This window comes from Tateyamaria sp. LSS28, assembly GCF_059611725.1.
In genome coordinates, this window is the sequence record NZ_JCAPFI010000012.1 from 1 (window position 1) to 18,077 (window position 18,077).

Below are 18,077 nucleotides of genomic sequence, written 5' to 3' on the forward strand. Positions count from 1 at the left end.
AAGACGCGTCATCTGCGCATCCGTGAGCCAGAAAAGGTCAGACATATTCACCGCTCGTTTTCGAACCGTGAATCACGCCACTAGGCGAAAATCAATGGGTCCTGACCCTAGTCCAAACTTCGCATCACGCACTGCATATCTTCTTCCAATTTCCAATTCCGCATCCAGCTCCGGGTTTGGGCAGCGCCGGGGCAGTGAAACCGGAGCTGCCTCTAGCTGCTATTCGCTCTTGTAGGCTACCATCGAAACTTCAACCAAGACTGGCGCACCGGGCTTACCACCTGGCAGTTCCTTGACGGCGACTGCAGCACGTGAAGGTGGCATATCAGTCTCGCCCCAGTAAGTGCCATAGACCTCATTGAAACCACCATAAAGCGAAATGTCGGACATATAAACGGTTGCTCTGACCGCGTCGTCAAAGTCATAATCTGCTTCGGCAAGAACTGCCCTCAGGTTCTCCATAACAATTTTGGACTGATCCTGAATGTCATTCACGCCATCGTTGGCATGATCCGGAATGGCTACATTCACGTACGGGATCTGGCCTGAGACGTACAAAAAGCCGTTGGCGGTCTTGACCCCTGGGGTATACGGGCAGCAATACCGGCTTCTGGCTGGAAGAGTTCGCTGCCCCTTACTACGTTTTCCCGACGCAGGCGCAGGTGTAACGCTTGCCTCACCGGCAGGCGGGCATCCTCCCATCGACCCCAAAAGTGCCGAGCCCGAGTGGCAGACTGATGCCACCCACCGCTTTGAGGCGGACGACGTAAGTAAGGCTGCTCTGGCAAACACTCTCAAACTGTCAGACGTCGATGCCGGCGATTATGACGCCGTGTTCTTCCCAGGAGGGCATGGACCAATGTGGGAATACCCGGATGACACAACGCTGGCTGGGTTGATCGAGGCCTTCGATGAAGAGGGCAAGCCGATTGGCGCTGTATGCCATGGACCCGCGGCCCTGGTCGGCGCACGCAAGGCGGATGGCCTGCCGTTCGTGGCTGGCCGCCGGGTGACCGGGTTCACCAATGGAGAGGAGGATGCCGTTGATCTCAGTGACGTTGTGCCCTTCCTGCTCGAAGACCGGCTGCGCGACCTTGGCGCGACAATCGACAATGCCACCGACTTCACGGAGCACGCGGTCACGGACGGCAACCTTGTCACCGGCCAGAACCCGCAATCCTCCGAAGCAGGTGCCAAAGCGGTCCTGGCCCTTCTGGCCACCCTCTCCGGCGCTGCGGCTTGAGAGAGAGATGTAAAGATGTCGCTTGTCTTGTCGCCAACCGCCGCGCACAGATCCACCGGTACACGGCTTGGGCTCGTCGCGGGTTTGAGTGCTGCCGCCATCTGGGGGGCCTATCTTGCCCTGTCTCGTGCGGGTGTGGCGGCGGGGCTAGACGGGTTAGATGTTGCCGCGTTGCGCTATCTGGTGGCCGGTCCTGTGATGATCGCGATCGTGTTGGCCCGACATGATGGGCTGCGCCCGCGTATGACTGTCGGACAGGCCATCAGCGTCGCAGTCTTGCTCGGTACACCGTTCGTACTGCTGAGTGTGGGCGGCTATGCGTTCACTCCGCTCGCCCACGGCTCTGTTCTTGTGCCAGCGTCATTGACCTTGGGCGGTCTCGCTTTGTCCCGCCTGGTACTTAAGGAAAAGCTCGGGTCTCAACGTATGATTGGCGTGGTCATCATACTGTTGGGTCTCGCCCTGATCATCAGTTTGGAGTGGGGCCTGTCCGGCACATCCGTGGTCGGTGACGCGATGTTTATCCTCGCCGGCCTATCGTGGGCTACGTTTGCGAACCTTCAGCAACGCTGGTAGCTTCCTGCTATGGATGTCACCGCTGTGGTCGGCATTGCGGGGCTTGTCGCTCCTGTCCCGGCTTATCTTATTGTTCGCGGACCCGATGCGCTGATGAAGTTGTCTCCGGCTATGCTGGTGGCTCAGGTCAGCGTGCAGGGGCTGCTGTCCGGCGTCATTGCGATGATCGCTTTTGCGACCTCCGTGCGTCTGCTCGGGGCCGCTCAAGCGGCGACCTTCCCTGCACTGGTACCGGGCTTTGCCCTCCTGATCGGACTGCCCCTGACGGGCGAAGCTCTTTCTATGCCACAGATCTTCGGTCTGATGGCGCTTGGTCTGGGATTGCTGACCGTTCTCCGTGCGGCGCGAACGCAATGAGGCCAATGTTGGAAGAATCGCCGCGAATGTCTTTGTGGAGCCGCCCTTTGGAGGACCGCAGCGAGAGAGTGAATTGTCGGCGATCTGCTAGTTCGCCAATCATTTGATTTAGCAAGCGCAGCGAATGTCTCCCTGGACGGACCGCACCGCAGCGATGAGGAGACTCGGTCAATGGCATCTGTGGGTGGCTCCTGCATTGCAAGAGTTTTCTCGCGATTTTTTGCGGTCGTTTTCGTCAGTACCGTCGTCTGTCTGGCCTGTTTGTGCGGTGGTGTTCCGCTGGCCATGATGAATTCCGCGAGCGAGGTTCCAATCGGGTTATCGGCCTTAGAAGAGGGCCACTGCCATTCCCGGAGTGTCCTTGCTCTTGGTTGACTTACTTCCGCATCATCACTTCAACGTCTTGCATCTCGTGGGCAGTCGGCGCGGTTAGAACGCAGGCTGCCGGTATTCCTGTTTCTTCGTGAGCATCGCCCAGATGATCCTTGCTGCCTTGTTTGCCATCGCAGTGGTTGCTAGCCGGAACGGCTTGTCCGCGATTATCTTTGCGGTCCAAAGATCGACCTTCTCGGGCGAGCGCTTCGCCATAACTGCCCGCGAAGTCATGCTCACGACCAGCAGCTTTCGTATGTACCGGTCGCCTTTCTTGGTGATCTTGCCCAGTTTCTCCTTGCCGCCGCTCGACTTGTTGAGCGGCGTGAGGCCCGGCCAGGCAGCCAGGTCACGTCCTGTCCGGAACTGATGCGCGTCACCGATCGTCGCGACAATTGCTGAGGCGGTGACCGGTCCGATGCCAGGCATGCGCATCAACCTGCGCGCATCCGTATTGAGTAGCGCGTGTTGCTCGATCATCTTGGAATAGCCTTCGATGCGCTCGTTCAAACCGATGAACTGATAGCATTCGATGCCGAGCATACCATTGGCGATCTCAGGCATGTCCGGGCGATCGCCACTCAAGTGGCGCTTTGCGAAAGCCGTCACCGCTTCGATCCCAATTCGCAAGATGTGCCCGAACTCGCGCAACAGGCTGCGGATCATGTTTGCGATCTGGGTGCGTTGCCGAACGGCTAGGTCTCGAGTGCGGTGAATAGATAGAATGGCTTGCTGTTCCTCTGTCTTGATCTCGACAAACCGCATGGTTGGTCGTCGAACCGCTTCACAGATTGCTTCGGCATCGACAGCGTCATTCTTACCACGCTTCACGTATGGCTTGACGTAACCGGCAGGCATGAGCTTCACATCATGACCCAGCTTGCGCAGCTGGCGGCCCCAGTGATGGGACGACCCACAAGCCTCCATGCCGACCCTGCAGGGCGGGAGTGTCTCAAAGAAGGTCAGCAACTTTGCGCGCTTTATGGCCTTGTTGAAGATCACTCGACCGTTCTCCGAAATGCCGTGCACTTGAAAAACATCCTTGGCCAGATCGAGGCCGACTGTCTTAACTGTCATTGGGTGGCTCCTTTCCTAGCAGTCGTTGACAACTGCACTTTGGCACGTTCGATGCCGGTCGAGCAGGAGCCATCCACCTCATCCGGTTTGGGCCCTGCGCGAGATCCGTTTGAGATGGGGCAAGGGGCAATGCTGTGCCGACTCCGATGGCAGCAGAGAGCCGAACTTGTACATCGCATGATCTCGCTGCGCGCGCGCAGCACGAAATTCGCTGCATCTGACTGCTTAAGGACGCCGCAAGGAGACAGGAAACTCGGACAATCGTGCATGTTTCCAAGGAATATGGTTTTCTCCAAGCCAACCCGGTGAAGCAAACTAGAGTAGAGAGAATGACGTCACTGTTAACTTAAGCACAAGCATCGGCATGTCCCCAACAGACACCGTTTCCGACGCAGATAGATTTATGTGTCTGCATTCCGCTTCAAAACTGAGTAGTCAAGGCGGCAGCGAGAAGTGAATTGTGTACGGCGCGGAAGTGCTCTTTCAACCAAGGTGAAAGATCGGCCGTTGTGGTCAGTTTGAAAGCCAGTTCTCTATTTTAGATTTCAAGAGTGCCCGAGAAGAATTGTATCTTTTTCCTTAAATCGGATTTCAATTGCTCTTGCGAACGTACCCATTCACCAGATTGACGAGTTGGCTCTTTAGCGCGTCAGCGTCAAAGTCATGGGGTGAATACTTCACCGCAGCATTTATTATGCCACTCCATCCGCCCAACATTGCGTGACGTTGGGCATCATCGAGTATGCGATAGGCGTTCGGCTGGTGTTCGACCAGCTTGTTTTCGAGACGAAGCGATATGCGATATCTGAGTGCATGAAGCTCACGCGCAAATCTGTCTTTTTCCTGCAAATGCTTGTGTAAGGACCCCCTGACCCATCTGCGTCCGTGAAAGCTATGGACACCGATTGCGGCGACTTGCCGGATCAGATCGTCACCATCATGCCCAGACCAGTTGTCGATTACGTAGCTTGTGCGGTTTTCCTGTCGTTCAGCTTCTCGCCGCACCACAGCGGTCAGGATGCCTTGCTTGTCCGCAAAGTACCGATAGAGCGACCCTATCGAAACACCCGCCCGCTCTGCGATGTGATTCGTGGTAACAGACGCCTCACGTGGGGTGTCCAAAACCTGAGTAGAGGCTTCGAGTATGACATGAACAGTATCCTCTGAGCGCTTCTGTGCCGGTCTTTTTCTCATAGCCCTGTTGGCTTTCATCTATCTTGCTCCTTGTTTTGGTCACTCATCAAGACGCGAGTAGTCGGTTTCCGTAGAGCGGTGTAGCTCAGCGTGGCTACAACTAAACCGAGTTTTATGTCGTGAAAAACCTAGCAACTCTCTTGCACCACCACAAACGCGCAAAGACGACACCTTCTGTTATCTTTGCCGCGCTCCCCCAGTCCTGGCCTCCGCTTGCTAGGCTTGCCAATACAAGGTTTCGTGATGGTCACACTGGCGTTGGATTCGCCTCGGTCAGAGGCCTGACAGGTTATCCGGACGTTGTGAACCATAGTACTTCTGCACCGCCACACTCAAGGATTCGGAAGCATGCAGAGATAGTGGAATTGGCATTCGGCGCTCGCTTGGAGCTGACGTTTCTGGCTGTGCGCTCGACGTACCTGGAAATTCTTGTCTTGCACGTCTGGAACAAGCTGGTCTGCAGAACCGACTCAATACCGCCGATGAGCCAGCCTGATGTGCCCCATGCCGCGGAGCGCGTGCCTGAAGCAGGACGGACCGAGCACTCTGACATGTCAACGCGTTCCATGCGTCCGGTCTCACCAGATCATCAAACACATTCAGCATCCCTGTCTGTTTTGCGTTCACTCCAACGTTAGAACACATGGGCGAAAAAGCGCACAGGGCGGGATTATTCTCCTGATCTGGGGCGTATCAACTAAGAAGCGATCTCAAATAGGAGAACAGTAAATGATCGGTTTTGGAGAAAAGACCTATCCTGACACCATAGAAACGATTGTCCGGGACAAGGCACTTCTGGGCGTTTTTCAAGACTTCCTTAAAGGCGTGATGGCTGACGAAAACATTAACATGTACTTGGCGCCACACGAGCCAAAGGTCGTATACGAAAGATTCATTAGGGAGGGAAGTGCAGAGCAGGTAAATGTTCCCGGCGGCCTTTTCGCGACAGCGCATGCCCTTGCAGGGCAAGCGGAAGAAGACCCTCAATACTGGCAGCATCCCGATTGGGTAGACATCCTCGAATCGTTTAGGTCCATGTGCGCCGGAAATTTGACAAGTGAAAAGCTGACTCAATTCTGGGGCTCAAAGCAATTCAAAAAGCATCATGTTGCGAACGGCGGCAAACCCGAGGATCTTTCGAGCCCAACGTATAATTTGGTGGATCCCACTGCGCCGCCACTTTGGCAACAGGCCGCAGAGCATTTTCAATTCAAAAATGCTGAAGTAATGAAAGCTTACATTACCGCCTTCGAACGCTACGGCGAGGATAGGACGAGGACCGCAGCAGTCAAAATATTGAAGGCCGAAGGCAGCAAGCTCACGCCTAACATCTTCAACAAGGTTCTTGTCAAATATGGGTTTGCGAAAGGGCCCGCCTCGAGCGATACAAAAAACGAGAAGCCCAAACTTGTCGACGACGGAATTGCTGTAAAAGACTGGCAGAAGAAGATGTGGGCGAATGGGTCCTTCACGATCGCTGTGAAGCAGTTTATTGAGGCGAAACTACAGGGCGATAAGCAAAAAATGGTCTCTGCGCTGGATACTGCTCAGAGCATCGCAGCTGTAACCGTCGATAAAGGCATAACCAAAAAAATGGTTGCCACAGAAATCGCTGCTTATGCCAAGCGCAAGGCGCAAGCCGAGAAACCTCAAAAAAATGAGGCGATCGATGCTGCTGCACAGGGAGATACGCCAGTTCAAGCCGACGGCGGCACGCGTACAGACTTGGATATTTCTCTGGTTCCCAAGGTAGATTGGCAGACGTTTGTTAAACTCCATGACATCGATAATGAAGACACAGAAGATCTCAAGGCGATTGCGCTGCTTCTGATCAAAAAAGGCGAAGATCACGCATTGATGTCGTCAAAGAAGTTGCACCAAAAGCTGAAGAAACAGAAAAGTAAGTCCAAGTTTCAGAGCGCGAGTCATATTTTAGGGGCAATCAGAGATACGATGATCCGTAAGAAAGACGGTAAAAAGCCTAGGAAAGTGTCTAAGGCACCAGAGGCCGCCGACGGCTGAACCCCGCGGGGTATTGCCAAGTGATCTTTTGCGTGCTGGCACTTTCGAACGAAAGCCGAAAGGCTGGCCCGCATCTCTATTTCTACAGAATTTGGAGGTACAATAGCCAAAATGCGGCGAACGGCCGGATTGCCCCGCGACTCGCCCGCTCGAGCATCCCTACCTAATGCCGGCTTTGGGCTGGGGGGTGCCCTTGGTGTCACACGCGGCAGAGGTCGGCAATGAGCCCAATTTACCGGATGCTGCAATTTGTACGAACCTCAGCTAAGCGCTGTTCCGTGCCTTCTTGTCGGCTTTCGAGGTCGCAAAAACATGTACTGAGACCAGCAGAATGGAGAGCGCAACACCCACACCAATCACAACAGGTGCTTTCCAGAGAATGAGGATGGCTGCGACAATACGTAGGAACACTTCCCACGACCTGAGAGCCGCTTGGTCAAAACGCGCCAGCGCAGAGGCGAGCAGATAGAGCGCTGCCAGCAGGCGACAAAGTAGTATTGAAAGCGCGCCGAAATCGGTGTTTTCCGTATACCCATCCATAAGGACGCGCCGCCCGTTCTCGTCTGTGATCGTGACGGCCTCAGGGATGAGCAGCAGTTCGGGATACCACGCAAACACAAAGGGGATTGTGAACATCACGATGCCGACCCGAACGGCAGACAAGGCTGTACGCATCGGCTCGGTCCGGGTAATCGACGCTGCCGCGAAGGCGGCCACCGCAACTGGCGGCGTGATGGCGGAGGCGACGGCAAAATAGAATACAAACATATTGGCGGTGAAGAAGCTGACGCCAAGCTGGGCAAGAAGCGGGCCAAGCAACAACGCCACGTTTACATAGGCCGGGACCGTCGGCATCCCCATGCCGAGGAGGATCGCGCAGAGCATGGCACAAAGCAGCGCCAGCATAAGGTAGACGCCGCCCGTGATGGGTATCTCAAATCCGAACACGCTAACCGACGTGACCTGGGCCAACCAGGATGTCACGGCGCGGGTCAGTTCGCCCGTCAGGCCGCTTTCATTCAGGAATGCCGCGATGATTGAAACCGCGAACAGGAGCAGGAAAAGGCGCGAGATCAGAATGCCGCCCTCCCCGAGCGCGGTCAGAACCTTGCTTGGTTGTGCTCGGGTCTCGGGATCTATGAACATCAGCGGGAGTAGGAAGGCGACGGCCCACCATCCCGCCGAGACAGCATCGCCGGCTGCATTTACAATCGTTTGCACCACCACCTGTGGCAGCAGCGAGGTCATCCAACCCTGACTGATCGTGTCTTTGTTGCCCAGAAGCAGGAACAGGATTGTCAGGATCGGCAGGAAGATGATCCAAAGGTTGCGCCAATCCTGTCGTCCCATGATCAAGTCGCCTGGAATGTCCCGCATCGGCGCAACGTTTTCGCGTCGAGCCTGAAACATCACGGCGAGAAAGATCGAAACAAAGAATGCAATTGCAGGGATGAAGGCCGCAGTGATCACCTTGGTGTAGGGCACAGCCGTCAGCGCCACCAGTACGAAGGCCGCAATGCCCATGACCGGCGGCATGATCTGTCCGCCCGAGGACGCTGCCGCCTCGACCCCTCCCGCAAATTGAGGAGAGAACCCGTTGCGTCGCATCATCGGAATGGTGAGCCGACCCGTAGAGAGCACATTGGTTACAGGGCCGCCAGTGATGGTGCCAAACATCGCCGATGAGACGATGGCAGCATGCGCGGGGCCACCTCTTAAACTGCGCGTCACCCGTACCGCCAGCTTAATCAGCGAAGTGCCGCCTGCTGACGCGCCAAACAGTGCGCCCAGCACCACATAGGGAAAGACCTGGTTTATGATTATGTCCATGAAGCGGCCCATAAACCCATCCGGCGTTATGAAAACATTCGTCGCCTTTTGCACCGCTGCAGCCAAGGCGTCGCCGCCATCCGCCCCCAACTTGGTCAGCAAGAAATTATTGTCGCTCAGGTCAAACACCCATACCAGCGCGGTGACAACGGTATAAAGCACGACCATGCTGGCCACGATGACCAGCGGCAGGCCCCAGACCCGGATATTATATAAGAAAAAGAGCAGGATGATGGTAAAGAGCAGCGGTAAGCTCCAGATCCCAAGCCGGGCCTGACAGGCGGGTACCTCAGCCTCAAGGGTCAAGCCGGGGATCAAACCTGCGGACCTGTTCAGGGCGTCTTCGATCAGGCGTGCGCGCTCGCCTGTGATCTGGTCGATTAAGCAGACAGAGTCGATTTCGATCCAAAACCCCAAAGCCCCTAGAAGCGCTGCCACGACCAGACCGATGTCCAGTGCGGCCCCAAGCCAGGCCCGTTTGGGATGCGCCTCGCGCCAAGTTCGGTACAAGCTCCCATCAAGTGCCACAATCACCATCATCAGCACGAAGAGCGGCGGGAAAAAGTACTCTGTTGGAAAGCCCGAGATACGGAAAAACCGAATGCCGGTGAGCTCGCGCGCCCAGATCTGAAGTCCCGGTATCTCCGGCAGCGTGTTCACCATGCCGACCAAGACGAGCAAAAATGCGAGGAGCAGCGCGATGCGCTGCCCCTTTGGTCTTATCTTGGTCGTATCGTTCATGACCGGACCCTATTGCGAATTGCCGGAGACCTTAAGGTTTTACGCAATCCGCGATGCTGTGCCCCGCTTCCTCATAGGCGCGGACGGCACCAGGGTGCAGCTTCATCGTCACGGCACCGCAAACACCCTGACTTGTGCCGTCGATGTCTCCGAAGCTCAGGAAAAGATAAGGGCCACGGGGCGAGCCGGTTTCGAACCTTTCCTGCCCGGCGAGGTATGATTTGGTAATCTGATAGGCGAGGTCTTCGTCCATCGTCGCGGGCACGATCTGGGCGAATGCCAAGGCAAACGTGTCGAACGTGTCATCGTCAGTCACGATTGTGATGTCGTTTCCTGTGTAGGCGGCCCGGTATTCTTCGATTGGGATCGAGTATGGCGCGTTGCCAGGCGCGTTGACGATCTGTTGCCCCAACTCGCTGTTCAGCAGTTCGGAGGGCATATCATAAACTGTCGTGCCGCCAGCGGCAGCAATCGCAATCTGACGTCCAGACGGTAGACCTTCGGGAAGTGTCCAGCCATCGACCGCACCACCCGTAATCGTCGAAACCGTATCGGGCCAGGGTGTTTGGACGCCCTCATAGCCTTCGCCATCCTTCAAACCGGACAAAAGCTGGATTGCCGCCCGACCCGTTGTCAGAGCGGCACCGCGTGGCGGGCCATTGTAGATGCGCTTGCCTTCAATATCCTCGATCCCCTGAATCGCGCTACTATTGTAGTGACCGAACAATTGGGCAGACGGGGCCGAGAAGAACAATGCCCGAATGTTACCCGCGAGTTCCGCTCCCTTTTCGGCACCAACGCCTGAATAGGGGCCGACTCCGCGCGACAAGAGAAAGGGCAAGATCAGCGGCGCAGGCGCCATATCAAGCTGTCCTTCTGCAACAGCCTGAACCGAGTTCGTCAGCGTGGCCCCTTCGGTGATCTGCATTGTCGCCACACCGTCCGCGTCCAGAACGGCGGCAAGCGTTGTGTCAATGTAATGTGGTGTAGACCCCGGCGAGGTGGTTTCCGCAGTCAGTGTCGCTTGAGCGAAAGCTGCAGCGGGCAACAACGCCAGTATCGCTCCCGCGATGGATGTCTTGATCATTTTTTCCTCCCTGAACGGTGCGCTTGCGGGCGCACAGTATTTCCGCTTGTCACGGGGCTCCGGCCTAAGGTTTGCAAAGATTATGTGACTTGTCACGTAAAATAATTGCTGATTTTATTGCCGGCAGGAGGACCCATGACAACAGCCCAGAATGATCGCGTAGATCGCTACAAAGCGCGGTGTCTCACACAGGAACGTAACCTGTTTGGTCGTCTACAGGCGGCGGCGTTGGCCTCCCGCACGCAAGCCAAGCGTTTGCTCAAATCCAAAGGAGATCTGTCGATTACCGAGTGGCGCGTTCTTTGGGATTTGGCAGAGGCCGGTCCTTTGACAGTGACAGAGATGGCCTCCATCCAGAGAACAGATCACGCCCTGATCAGCCGCACCATCCCGGCCATGATTGAGAAGGGCTATGTCGCAACCAAAACAGGCACAACGGATCGCAGGACGTCTTTGGTCGCGCTGACAGCTGCTGGGCGCTCCGTTTTTGAGGGAACATCCGTGATCATGTCACAGCGGCGGGCTGCTCTTTCAACTGCGTTTTCCGAAGCCGATCTCGACGTATTCCTCGGCCTGATCGACCGTTTCGAGCAGTTCGTAGAAGACCCGAAATCACTCAGTCCGGCGACCGAGGGCACGGCATGACCGATAGACCCAATGTATTGTGGATCATGGCAGATCAGCTTCGTTTCGACTATCTAAGCTGCTACGGACACCCCCATCTTCACACGCCCCATATCGACGCGCTGGCCAAGCGCGGTGTGCGTTTTGATCGTGCTTATGTCCAATCGCCCGTTTGTGGGCCGTCACGCATGTCCGCCTACACAGGGCGTTACGTGCGCAGCCATGGGTCAACCTGGAATGGCATGCCGCTTCGGGTCGGTGAACCCACGCTGGGCGATCACCTGCGCCAGGCCGGTGCCCGTGCTGTGCTGGTCGGCAAAACCCACATGATCGCCGACAAAGAAGGTATGGCTTGGCTCGGTATCGATCCGAAAAGCGAAATCGGAGTGCATCGGTCAGAATGCGGCTTCGAGCCATTCGAGCGTGACGATGGTCTTCATCCCGATAGCCCGCGTCAACAATGGTCTGCCTATGACGACTACCTCGTAGCCCATGGTTACGACAGCGACAATCCTTGGGAAGATTTTGCCAATTCCGGCGTAGACGAGAGTGGAGAGCTCCTGTCGGCCTGGCTGCTCAAGAATTCCCGTCTTCCTGCCAACGTCCCCGAGAAGCATTCGGAAACCGCCTACATGACGGACCGGGCCATGGATTTCATGGAAGAGGCCACGGCAGACGGCCGTCCGTGGATGTGCCACCTCAGCTATATCAAGCCGCATTGGCCCTATATCGTTCCGGCACCCTATCACGACATGTATGACGAGACGCATATTGTTGATCCGATCCGGTCTGATGCCGAACGCGAAACCGATCATCCTTTGATGCGCGCCTACCTCGACGCCCGCGTCTGTCGCAGTTTCTCGCGTGATCATGTGCGCGAACACGTCATCCCAGCCTACATGGGCCTGATCAAACAGTTGGACGACAATCTGGGCCGACTGTTCGCTTGGATGGATGAGAAGGGGCTGAGCGAGAACACAATCATCGCCGTTACCTCGGATCACGGTGACTACATGGGCGATCACTGGATGGGGGATAAGGACTTCTACCACGAAATGGCGGTCAAAGTGCCACTGATCATCGCGGACCCTCGCGCTGAGGCCGATGCGAACCGGGGGACGGTTTCAGACGCACTTGTCGAAATGATCGACCTCGCGCCCACGTTCATGACAGCGCTCGGCTGCGCGCCAAAACCCCACGTGATCGAAGGGCGCGATCTGACGCCGCTTTTACACGTAACCGAAGGGTTTTCTCGCCATTATGTGATCAGCGAGCATGACTATCACTGGTCCGAGATGGCAGCGTCGCTCGATGTGCCGCAGGAAGATGCCCACACGACCATGATCTTCGACGGCCGATGGAAATACATTTCCTGTGAAGGGTTCGCGCCGGTCCTCTTCGACCTTGAGAACGATCCGGACGAACTTGAAGATCTCGGACGCTCGGACGGGCCGACGCACGTCGAGGTGCGCTCGCGAATGAAAGCAGCCTTGCTCAGATGGGCGACCCGTCACCACACGAGGATCACGGCCACACCTGCTGTTTTGGCACGCCAGAAAACGGCCGCGAAAGATGGAATTCTCATCGGGTTCTGGGATGCAAAGGAATACCTAAGTGCGACAGGGCAAGCCTTCAGTGACTTAGAGCCGTCCGGGAATAGTTGAATTCCGAGGCGCGTGTTTCCCAACAATGAACACATTGGCTCAGCAGCAGTACTCCTTCGATTAAACTGGTGTCACAATTTTTTAACCTGTAGCGGTCATTCGAATTGAATTCACTAAAGTCAACCTCGTCCGCTTTGCAGTCTTCGGCTCGGCCAACTTGATGCGCTCAGTTGCCAATGACCGCTTCAGGGAAGCTGCACCGCAGCGTCGCGATCGCCGGCGAATGTCCGCAATGGGCCGTCTTTTTCCGAGCAACAGGCGCTTGATGAGCGGATGCTGCGCCTGCTCCGATGGCGGCAGTGAGCCCAAATTTACCGATTTCTGGAAAGTGGCGAACGGCAGCTTTGCAGCACTTTGCGGACTGGTTAGCGAAGGTCGTTTCGAACGCCGAAATTGCGAGATTGATCAGCCTGGCTTGCCGATAAGTCGTCTTGCTACTGCGATAAAAGGATCAGAAACCCAACATCGGCGTATCAGACCAGGGCCGGAATATCGGGTTCGCCATTCAGGAAGCTGCCACGCCAAGCCTCCTCAGTCGAACAGTGTCGATGTGGGCGGAGCAGCGAGGTACCTCAAAACCTTTGCCAAGAATTTGCATCAACTGAGGACATCATTAGCATGTGTTTGATTATACAGTGTGCTGTCAGATCTACTGAAATTTTGTCCGGGAGAGTAGCGGTTTTGGCGACCGAATGAGGTTCGGTTTGAGCGTATCCAACGACATCGTGGAAATTTGGGTGTGCCGATCGGTCGCATCATGGTATCATGTAAGTAACCGGTGTTCGACCGGCGTACGATTTGATCGGTCGGCGCCTACCTACTCTCGAGAGGGGGGTCTGCAAATGGTGAAGCCAATCAAAACAATCGGAAATCCCCTTTCTTGGGTGCTGCACGTTCTCGGCGATGCTTCACACTATACTCAGGATGCGGCTCATGAAATTGGTGGTGATCCGCAAGCACACCCAACAGTGAATCAGATCAGCATCGAAGATCTACGGATTGCGCTCAGGAAAGGAGCGGAAGACTTTGGGGCGCTTCGCACGGATGTGCTTTTCATCGTTATTCTCTATCCCATTGTCGGGCTCTGCCTTGCAGCCTTCGCCTTCCAGCGCGAACTACTGCCTTTACTGTTCCCGCTGATGTCAGGTTTTGCGTTGCTGGGACCGATTGCCGCCGTCGGTCTATACGAGATGAGCCGCTGCCGAGAAAAAGGAGAGCCGGCAGGCTTTCGCGCCGCTCTTGGTGTCATGGGATCACCGGCCATAGCAGCCGTGCTCACGATAGGTCTTGGTCTGGTGTTAATGTTCATAGCCTGGATGTTGACAGCTTATCTGATCTTTACCTTGACCTTGGGGCCAGAGGCACCTGCTTCCGCAAGGACGTTCTTTGTGGATGTCTTCACGACCGGTCCTGGGTGGACGATGCTGATCGTCGGTTGCGCAGTGGGGTTTGTCTTTGCGGCAGCTACGCTTGCAATGACCGTTGTCTCGATACCGCTGGCATTGCACCGCCATGTTGGTGTCCCCGTCGCAATCGCGACGTCGTTGGAACTGACGCGAAAGAACCCGGTGACCGTGGCGGTATGGGGGCTTATTGTCGCGACATTCCTTGCCATAGGGACGATACCATTGTTCCTTGGGCTTATCTTCGCTTTCCCGATCCTCGGACATGCGACATGGCACCTATATCGGCGGGCGGTAGCCCAATAGGCTGAACGCTCAGGAAAACCGCCCAATGGTGAACTTGGGAAGTTCATCTAGGAAGGTTGGCACGCATCGTCAATATGGCCGCGAACGCCTCAACACGACGCACCTTTTCTCATTTATTTCAGTGCCTTACATCTGAGGTACCCCGAATTCACGATTTGTGATACAATTTGGCGCAACAGTCGCGACAAATGGCTTCTGTGCCTGTGCGCGGTTGAGCCGAGGAAAGGCGCGTCATGGTCGTCGTAATCGCTCTGGTTGTCGTAGTTGTAGGGTCAATCCTGTTCCACCTGCTTAGCCCATGGTGGTGGACCCCTATTGCGTCAAACTGGGGATATATCGACGCGACCCTCGTTATCACCTTCTGGATCACCGGGTTTGTATTTACGGCCGTCATCCTATTCATGGCGTATTGTGTTTGGCGGTTTCGTCACGAACCGGGGCGGGTCGCCGCGTTCGAGCCGGAAAACAGGCGACTGGAAATTTGGCTGACCGTGGTCACAGGGTTGGGAGTGGCCGCGATGCTGGCCCCGGGCCTTGTCGTCTGGAAGCAGTTTGTGACCGTTCCGGATGATGCCACTGAAGTTGAAGTTTTTGCGCAGCAATGGTCGTGGAGTTTTCGCTTGCCTGGTGAGGATGGCCGTCTGGGGACGTCGGATGCAGCTTTGGTCGGTCCGGATAATCCTCTTGGGATCAGTCCATTCGACCGCTTTGGGCAGGACGATATCATCATTGAATCAGACGATTTGTACCTTCCGATTGGGAAACCGGTGAAGATGGTTCTTCGGTCGGTCGATGTTCTTCACAATTTCTACGTGCCCGAGTTTCGCGCCAAGATGGATATGGTGCCCGGGATGGTCACCTACTTCTGGTTCACGCCGACGCGGATCGGTGAGTTCGAGGTTTTATGTGCAGAACTGTGCGGTGTCGGTCACGGCCACATGCGCGGCTACGTGCAAATCCAAGAGGAGACAGATTATCAAGCCTGGCTGCAGGAGCAGCGAACCTTTGCAGAGCTTTGGGAGGAAAGAAGGGTTAGGACCGCGAGCAGCGACCCTGAACAATAGAAACTTTCAAAGTTGCTCCGCCGCCCGACAAGCCAAGCCGTTTCGGCTAGGAGGAGCATAAATGGCCAATATCCCCTATCGGCCCGATGAACAGGTCCCGCCGGCAGAAGTGCCGGACGTCCATCCACCGCATCCGCACACGTGGATCAGGCGGTGGGTGTTCTCGCAAGATGCGAAATACATCGCAATCCAGTACTCAGCCACTGCGATCGCGATAGGGTTGGTGGCCTTGGTCCTGTCCTGGCTGGTGCGCCTGCAACTGGGGTTTCCGGACGTTTTTTCATTCTCGGCCGAGGCCTATTATCAGTTCATCACTATGCACGGGATGATCATGGTGATCTACCTGCTGACCGCGATCTTTCTTGGCGGCTTTGGCAACTACCTGATCCCGCTGATGGTCGGGGCCCGTGACATGGTGTTCCCTTTCGTGAACATGCTGAGCTACTGGGTTTACCTTTTGGCCGTTCTGGTGCTGGTCGCGAGCTTCTTTGTGCCCGGCGGGCCCACGGGGGCGGGCTGGACGCTTTACCCACCACAGGCGATCCTGAGCGGGACACCGGGTGGACAGGATGCAGGCATCATTCTGATGCTGCTTTCACTGATCCTCTTTATTATCGGCTTCACGATGGGCGGTCTGAACTACGTCGTGACTGTTCTTCAGGCACGGACCCGTGGCATGACCTTGATGCGGATGCCCCTGACAGTTTGGGGCATCTTCACCGCGACGGTCATGGCATTGCTCGCATTCCCAGCCTTGTTTGTTGCTTGTGTGATGATGTTATTCGACCGCCTGCTTGGCACAAGTTTCTTTATGCCAACGCTTGTCGAAATGGGTGAGCAGCTGTCATACGGAGGCGGTAGCCCGATCGTGTTCCAGCATCTGTTCTGGTTCTTCGGCCACCCCGAAGTCTACATCGTGGCACTCCCGGCCTTTGGTATCGTGTCGGACTTGATCAGTGTACATGCTCGTAAGAATGTGTTCGGATACCGGATGATGGTCTGGGCCATCGTTATCATCGGTGCACTGTCCTTCATCGTCTGGGCGCATCACATGTATGTCTCGGGGATGCATCCGTATTTCGGTTTCTTCTTCGCCACGACGACGCTGATCATCGCGGTGCCAACTGCGATCAAGGTCTACAATTGGCTGTTAACGCTTTGGCGCGGTGACATTCATCTGACATTGCCCATGCTCTTTGCCCTCAGTTTCGTGGTCACTTTTGTCAACGGCGGTCTTACTGGTCTCTTCCTCGGAAATGTGGTGGTTGATGTGCCGCTGTCCGACACCATGTTTGTCGTCGCGCACTTTCATATGGTGATGGGGGTTGCGCCGCTGATGGTCATTTTTGGCGCAATTTACCACTGGTACCCCCTGATGACCGGTCGCATGTTGAACGAGGCCATGGGGCAAATACATTTCTGGGTCACATTCATCGGAACCTACGCGATCTTTTTCCCGATGCATTACGTTGGTCTGGTCGGTGTGCCACGGCGCTACCCCGAGATTGGTGATCCAGCATTCATCACGACGCCAGTGGACGGGCTGAACGCATTCATCAGCATTGCCGCCTTCATCGTCGGCGCAGCGCAAATCCTGTTTCTGTTCAATATTGCATGGAGCGCACGAAGAGGTCGGGACGCTGGCGGCAATCCCTGGCGTGCAGCATCACTTGAATGGCAGACACCGCAAACACCTCCGCGCCACGGCAACTGGGCTGATGAACTTCCCGTCGTGTATCGTTGGGCCTACGACTACAGCGTGCCCGGCGCACCAGAAGATTTCATTGCGCAGGACGATCCGTGGGTGCAGCAAACGGCACCAACATGACCGTCATACTCGCCTTTTTGGTAACGATCATTGCGCTGGCATTCTGGTGGCTGCTCCAACAAGGTGTGATGTCCAAGCCCTGGCTTGAAACAGGACCCATGGAGGAAGCGGCAGGCAGGTCCGGCTTTCCAGTCGAGCGTCTCGGGCTTGGCGTGTTCCTTGTTGTGATCGGATCGCTTTTCGCACTTTTCGGCAGCGCATTTATCATGCGGATGGATCTGGAAATATGGCCCTCATTGACCCTGCCACCGGTTGTCTGGATCAATACCGCCCTGTTGGTGGTGGCGAGCATTTTTCTGCGGCTGGCCACGCGTCGCAGCGATACGCGTCGGCTAACGCGGGACACGACCATTGCCGGATTGGCGACCGGCGGTTTTTTGGTTGGACAACTCCTCGCGTGGCGAGAGTTGCAGGTGGTGGGAGATGGCCTCACGTCCGGCCCCGCAGCAAGCTTCTTCTACATGCTGAGCGGTCTGCATGGACTGCATATCCTCGGCGGCATCCTCGCACTTGGTGTTTTGATAGCGCGCAGTGGAGGCGACCCGGACCGGACCAAACTCAACGTGGGTCTTTGTGCCACATATTGGGACTTCCTTCTGGTCGTGTGGATTGGGCTGCTGCTTCTATTCATGGGACTGGCCAACCAGTTGCTCGACATCTGTCGCACCATTCTAACGTGAGGGAACACT

General features: G+C 55.9%; 15 protein-coding genes. 10 read left to right on the forward strand and 5 right to left on the reverse strand.

The window, feature by feature from the left end; all coding sequences use genetic code 11:
• Nucleotides 1-219: 219 nt before the first annotated feature.
• Nucleotides 220-558, reverse strand: a complete 339-nt coding sequence (locus AC53L6_RS23230; RefSeq protein ID WP_496909563.1) for a RidA family protein — start codon at nucleotides 556-558, stop codon at nucleotides 220-222.
• 16 nt (nucleotides 559-574) lie between these two features.
• Between AC53L6_RS23230 and AC53L6_RS23235 the strand changes: the two genes are divergently transcribed.
• Genes AC53L6_RS23235 through AC53L6_RS23245 form a run of 3 tightly spaced genes read left to right on the forward strand, consistent with a single transcriptional unit; the run spans nucleotide 575 to nucleotide 2,176 of the window.
• On the forward strand, nucleotides 575-1,243 hold the full coding sequence (locus AC53L6_RS23235; protein ID WP_496909564.1) for a type 1 glutamine amidotransferase domain-containing protein: 669 nt from the start codon (nucleotides 575-577) through the stop codon (nucleotides 1,241-1,243).
• 15 nt (nucleotides 1,244-1,258) lie between these two features.
• A complete protein-coding gene (locus AC53L6_RS23240) occupies nucleotides 1,259-1,819 on the forward strand; it encodes an EamA family transporter (RefSeq protein WP_496909565.1) in 561 nt (186 codons plus the stop codon).
• Between the two features lie 9 nt (nucleotides 1,820-1,828).
• Nucleotides 1,829-2,176: an EamA family transporter gene (locus AC53L6_RS23245; RefSeq protein WP_496909566.1), complete on the forward strand. Its 348-nt coding sequence runs from the start codon at nucleotides 1,829-1,831 to the stop codon at nucleotides 2,174-2,176.
• 429 nt (nucleotides 2,177-2,605) lie between these two features.
• Here the strand turns inward: AC53L6_RS23245 and AC53L6_RS23250 are convergent, their stop codons facing one another.
• Both AC53L6_RS23250 and AC53L6_RS23255 read right to left on the reverse strand, forming a co-directional pair.
• Complete coding sequence (locus AC53L6_RS23250) at nucleotides 2,606-3,625, reverse strand: IS110 family RNA-guided transposase (RefSeq protein ID WP_496909567.1); 1,020 nt, start codon at nucleotides 3,623-3,625, stop codon at nucleotides 2,606-2,608.
• A gap of 591 nt (nucleotides 3,626-4,216) precedes the next feature.
• Nucleotides 4,217-4,837, reverse strand: a complete 621-nt coding sequence (locus AC53L6_RS23255) for a TetR/AcrR family transcriptional regulator (protein WP_496909568.1) — start codon at nucleotides 4,835-4,837, stop codon at nucleotides 4,217-4,219.
• Between the two features lie 711 nt (nucleotides 4,838-5,548).
• Between AC53L6_RS23255 and AC53L6_RS23260 the strand changes: the two genes are divergently transcribed.
• Nucleotides 5,549-6,841 (forward strand): regulator of G-protein signaling domain-containing protein, encoded by a 1,293-nt coding sequence (locus AC53L6_RS23260; RefSeq protein ID WP_496909569.1) that lies wholly within the window; start codon nucleotides 5,549-5,551, stop codon nucleotides 6,839-6,841.
• Between the two features lie 264 nt (nucleotides 6,842-7,105).
• Here the strand turns inward: AC53L6_RS23260 and AC53L6_RS23265 are convergent, their stop codons facing one another.
• Nucleotides 7,106-9,412, reverse strand: coding sequence for a TRAP transporter fused permease subunit (locus tag AC53L6_RS23265; RefSeq protein ID WP_496909570.1), 2,307 nt, complete (start codon nucleotides 9,410-9,412; stop codon nucleotides 7,106-7,108).
• A 31-nt stretch (nucleotides 9,413-9,443) separates the two neighbouring features.
• Nucleotides 9,444-10,499, reverse strand: a complete 1,056-nt coding sequence (locus tag AC53L6_RS23270; protein ID WP_496909571.1) for a TAXI family TRAP transporter solute-binding subunit — start codon at nucleotides 10,497-10,499, stop codon at nucleotides 9,444-9,446.
• A gap of 135 nt (nucleotides 10,500-10,634) precedes the next feature.
• On the opposite strand from AC53L6_RS23270, the gene AC53L6_RS23275 reads away from it, so the two are divergent.
• From AC53L6_RS23275 to AC53L6_RS23300, 6 genes are all read left to right on the forward strand, one after another.
• Nucleotides 10,635-11,144, forward strand: coding sequence for a MarR family winged helix-turn-helix transcriptional regulator (locus AC53L6_RS23275; RefSeq protein ID WP_299606117.1), 510 nt, complete (start codon nucleotides 10,635-10,637; stop codon nucleotides 11,142-11,144).
• Nucleotides 11,141-12,787, forward strand: coding sequence for a sulfatase-like hydrolase/transferase (locus AC53L6_RS23280; protein WP_496909572.1), 1,647 nt, complete (start codon nucleotides 11,141-11,143; stop codon nucleotides 12,785-12,787). The genes AC53L6_RS23275 and AC53L6_RS23280 overlap by 4 nt, the downstream gene beginning before the upstream one ends.
• 842 nt (nucleotides 12,788-13,629) lie before the next feature.
• Nucleotides 13,630-14,496 carry a DUF2189 domain-containing protein gene (locus AC53L6_RS23285; RefSeq protein ID WP_299212072.1) on the forward strand — a complete coding sequence of 289 codons (867 nt, stop codon included), beginning with the start codon at nucleotides 13,630-13,632 and terminating at the stop codon, nucleotides 14,494-14,496.
• 233 nt (nucleotides 14,497-14,729) lie between these two features.
• Nucleotides 14,730-15,560: a cytochrome c oxidase subunit II gene (locus AC53L6_RS23290; RefSeq protein ID WP_496909573.1), complete on the forward strand. Its 831-nt coding sequence runs from the start codon at nucleotides 14,730-14,732 to the stop codon at nucleotides 15,558-15,560.
• A 61-nt stretch (nucleotides 15,561-15,621) separates the two neighbouring features.
• A complete protein-coding gene (locus AC53L6_RS23295; protein WP_496909574.1) occupies nucleotides 15,622-17,388 on the forward strand; it encodes a cbb3-type cytochrome c oxidase subunit I in 1,767 nt (588 codons plus the stop codon).
• Nucleotides 17,385-18,068, forward strand: a complete 684-nt coding sequence (locus AC53L6_RS23300) for a cytochrome c oxidase subunit 3 (protein WP_299601813.1) — start codon at nucleotides 17,385-17,387, stop codon at nucleotides 18,066-18,068. Before AC53L6_RS23295 ends, AC53L6_RS23300 begins: the two co-directional genes overlap by 4 nt.
• Nucleotides 18,069-18,077: the final 9 nt, after the last annotated feature.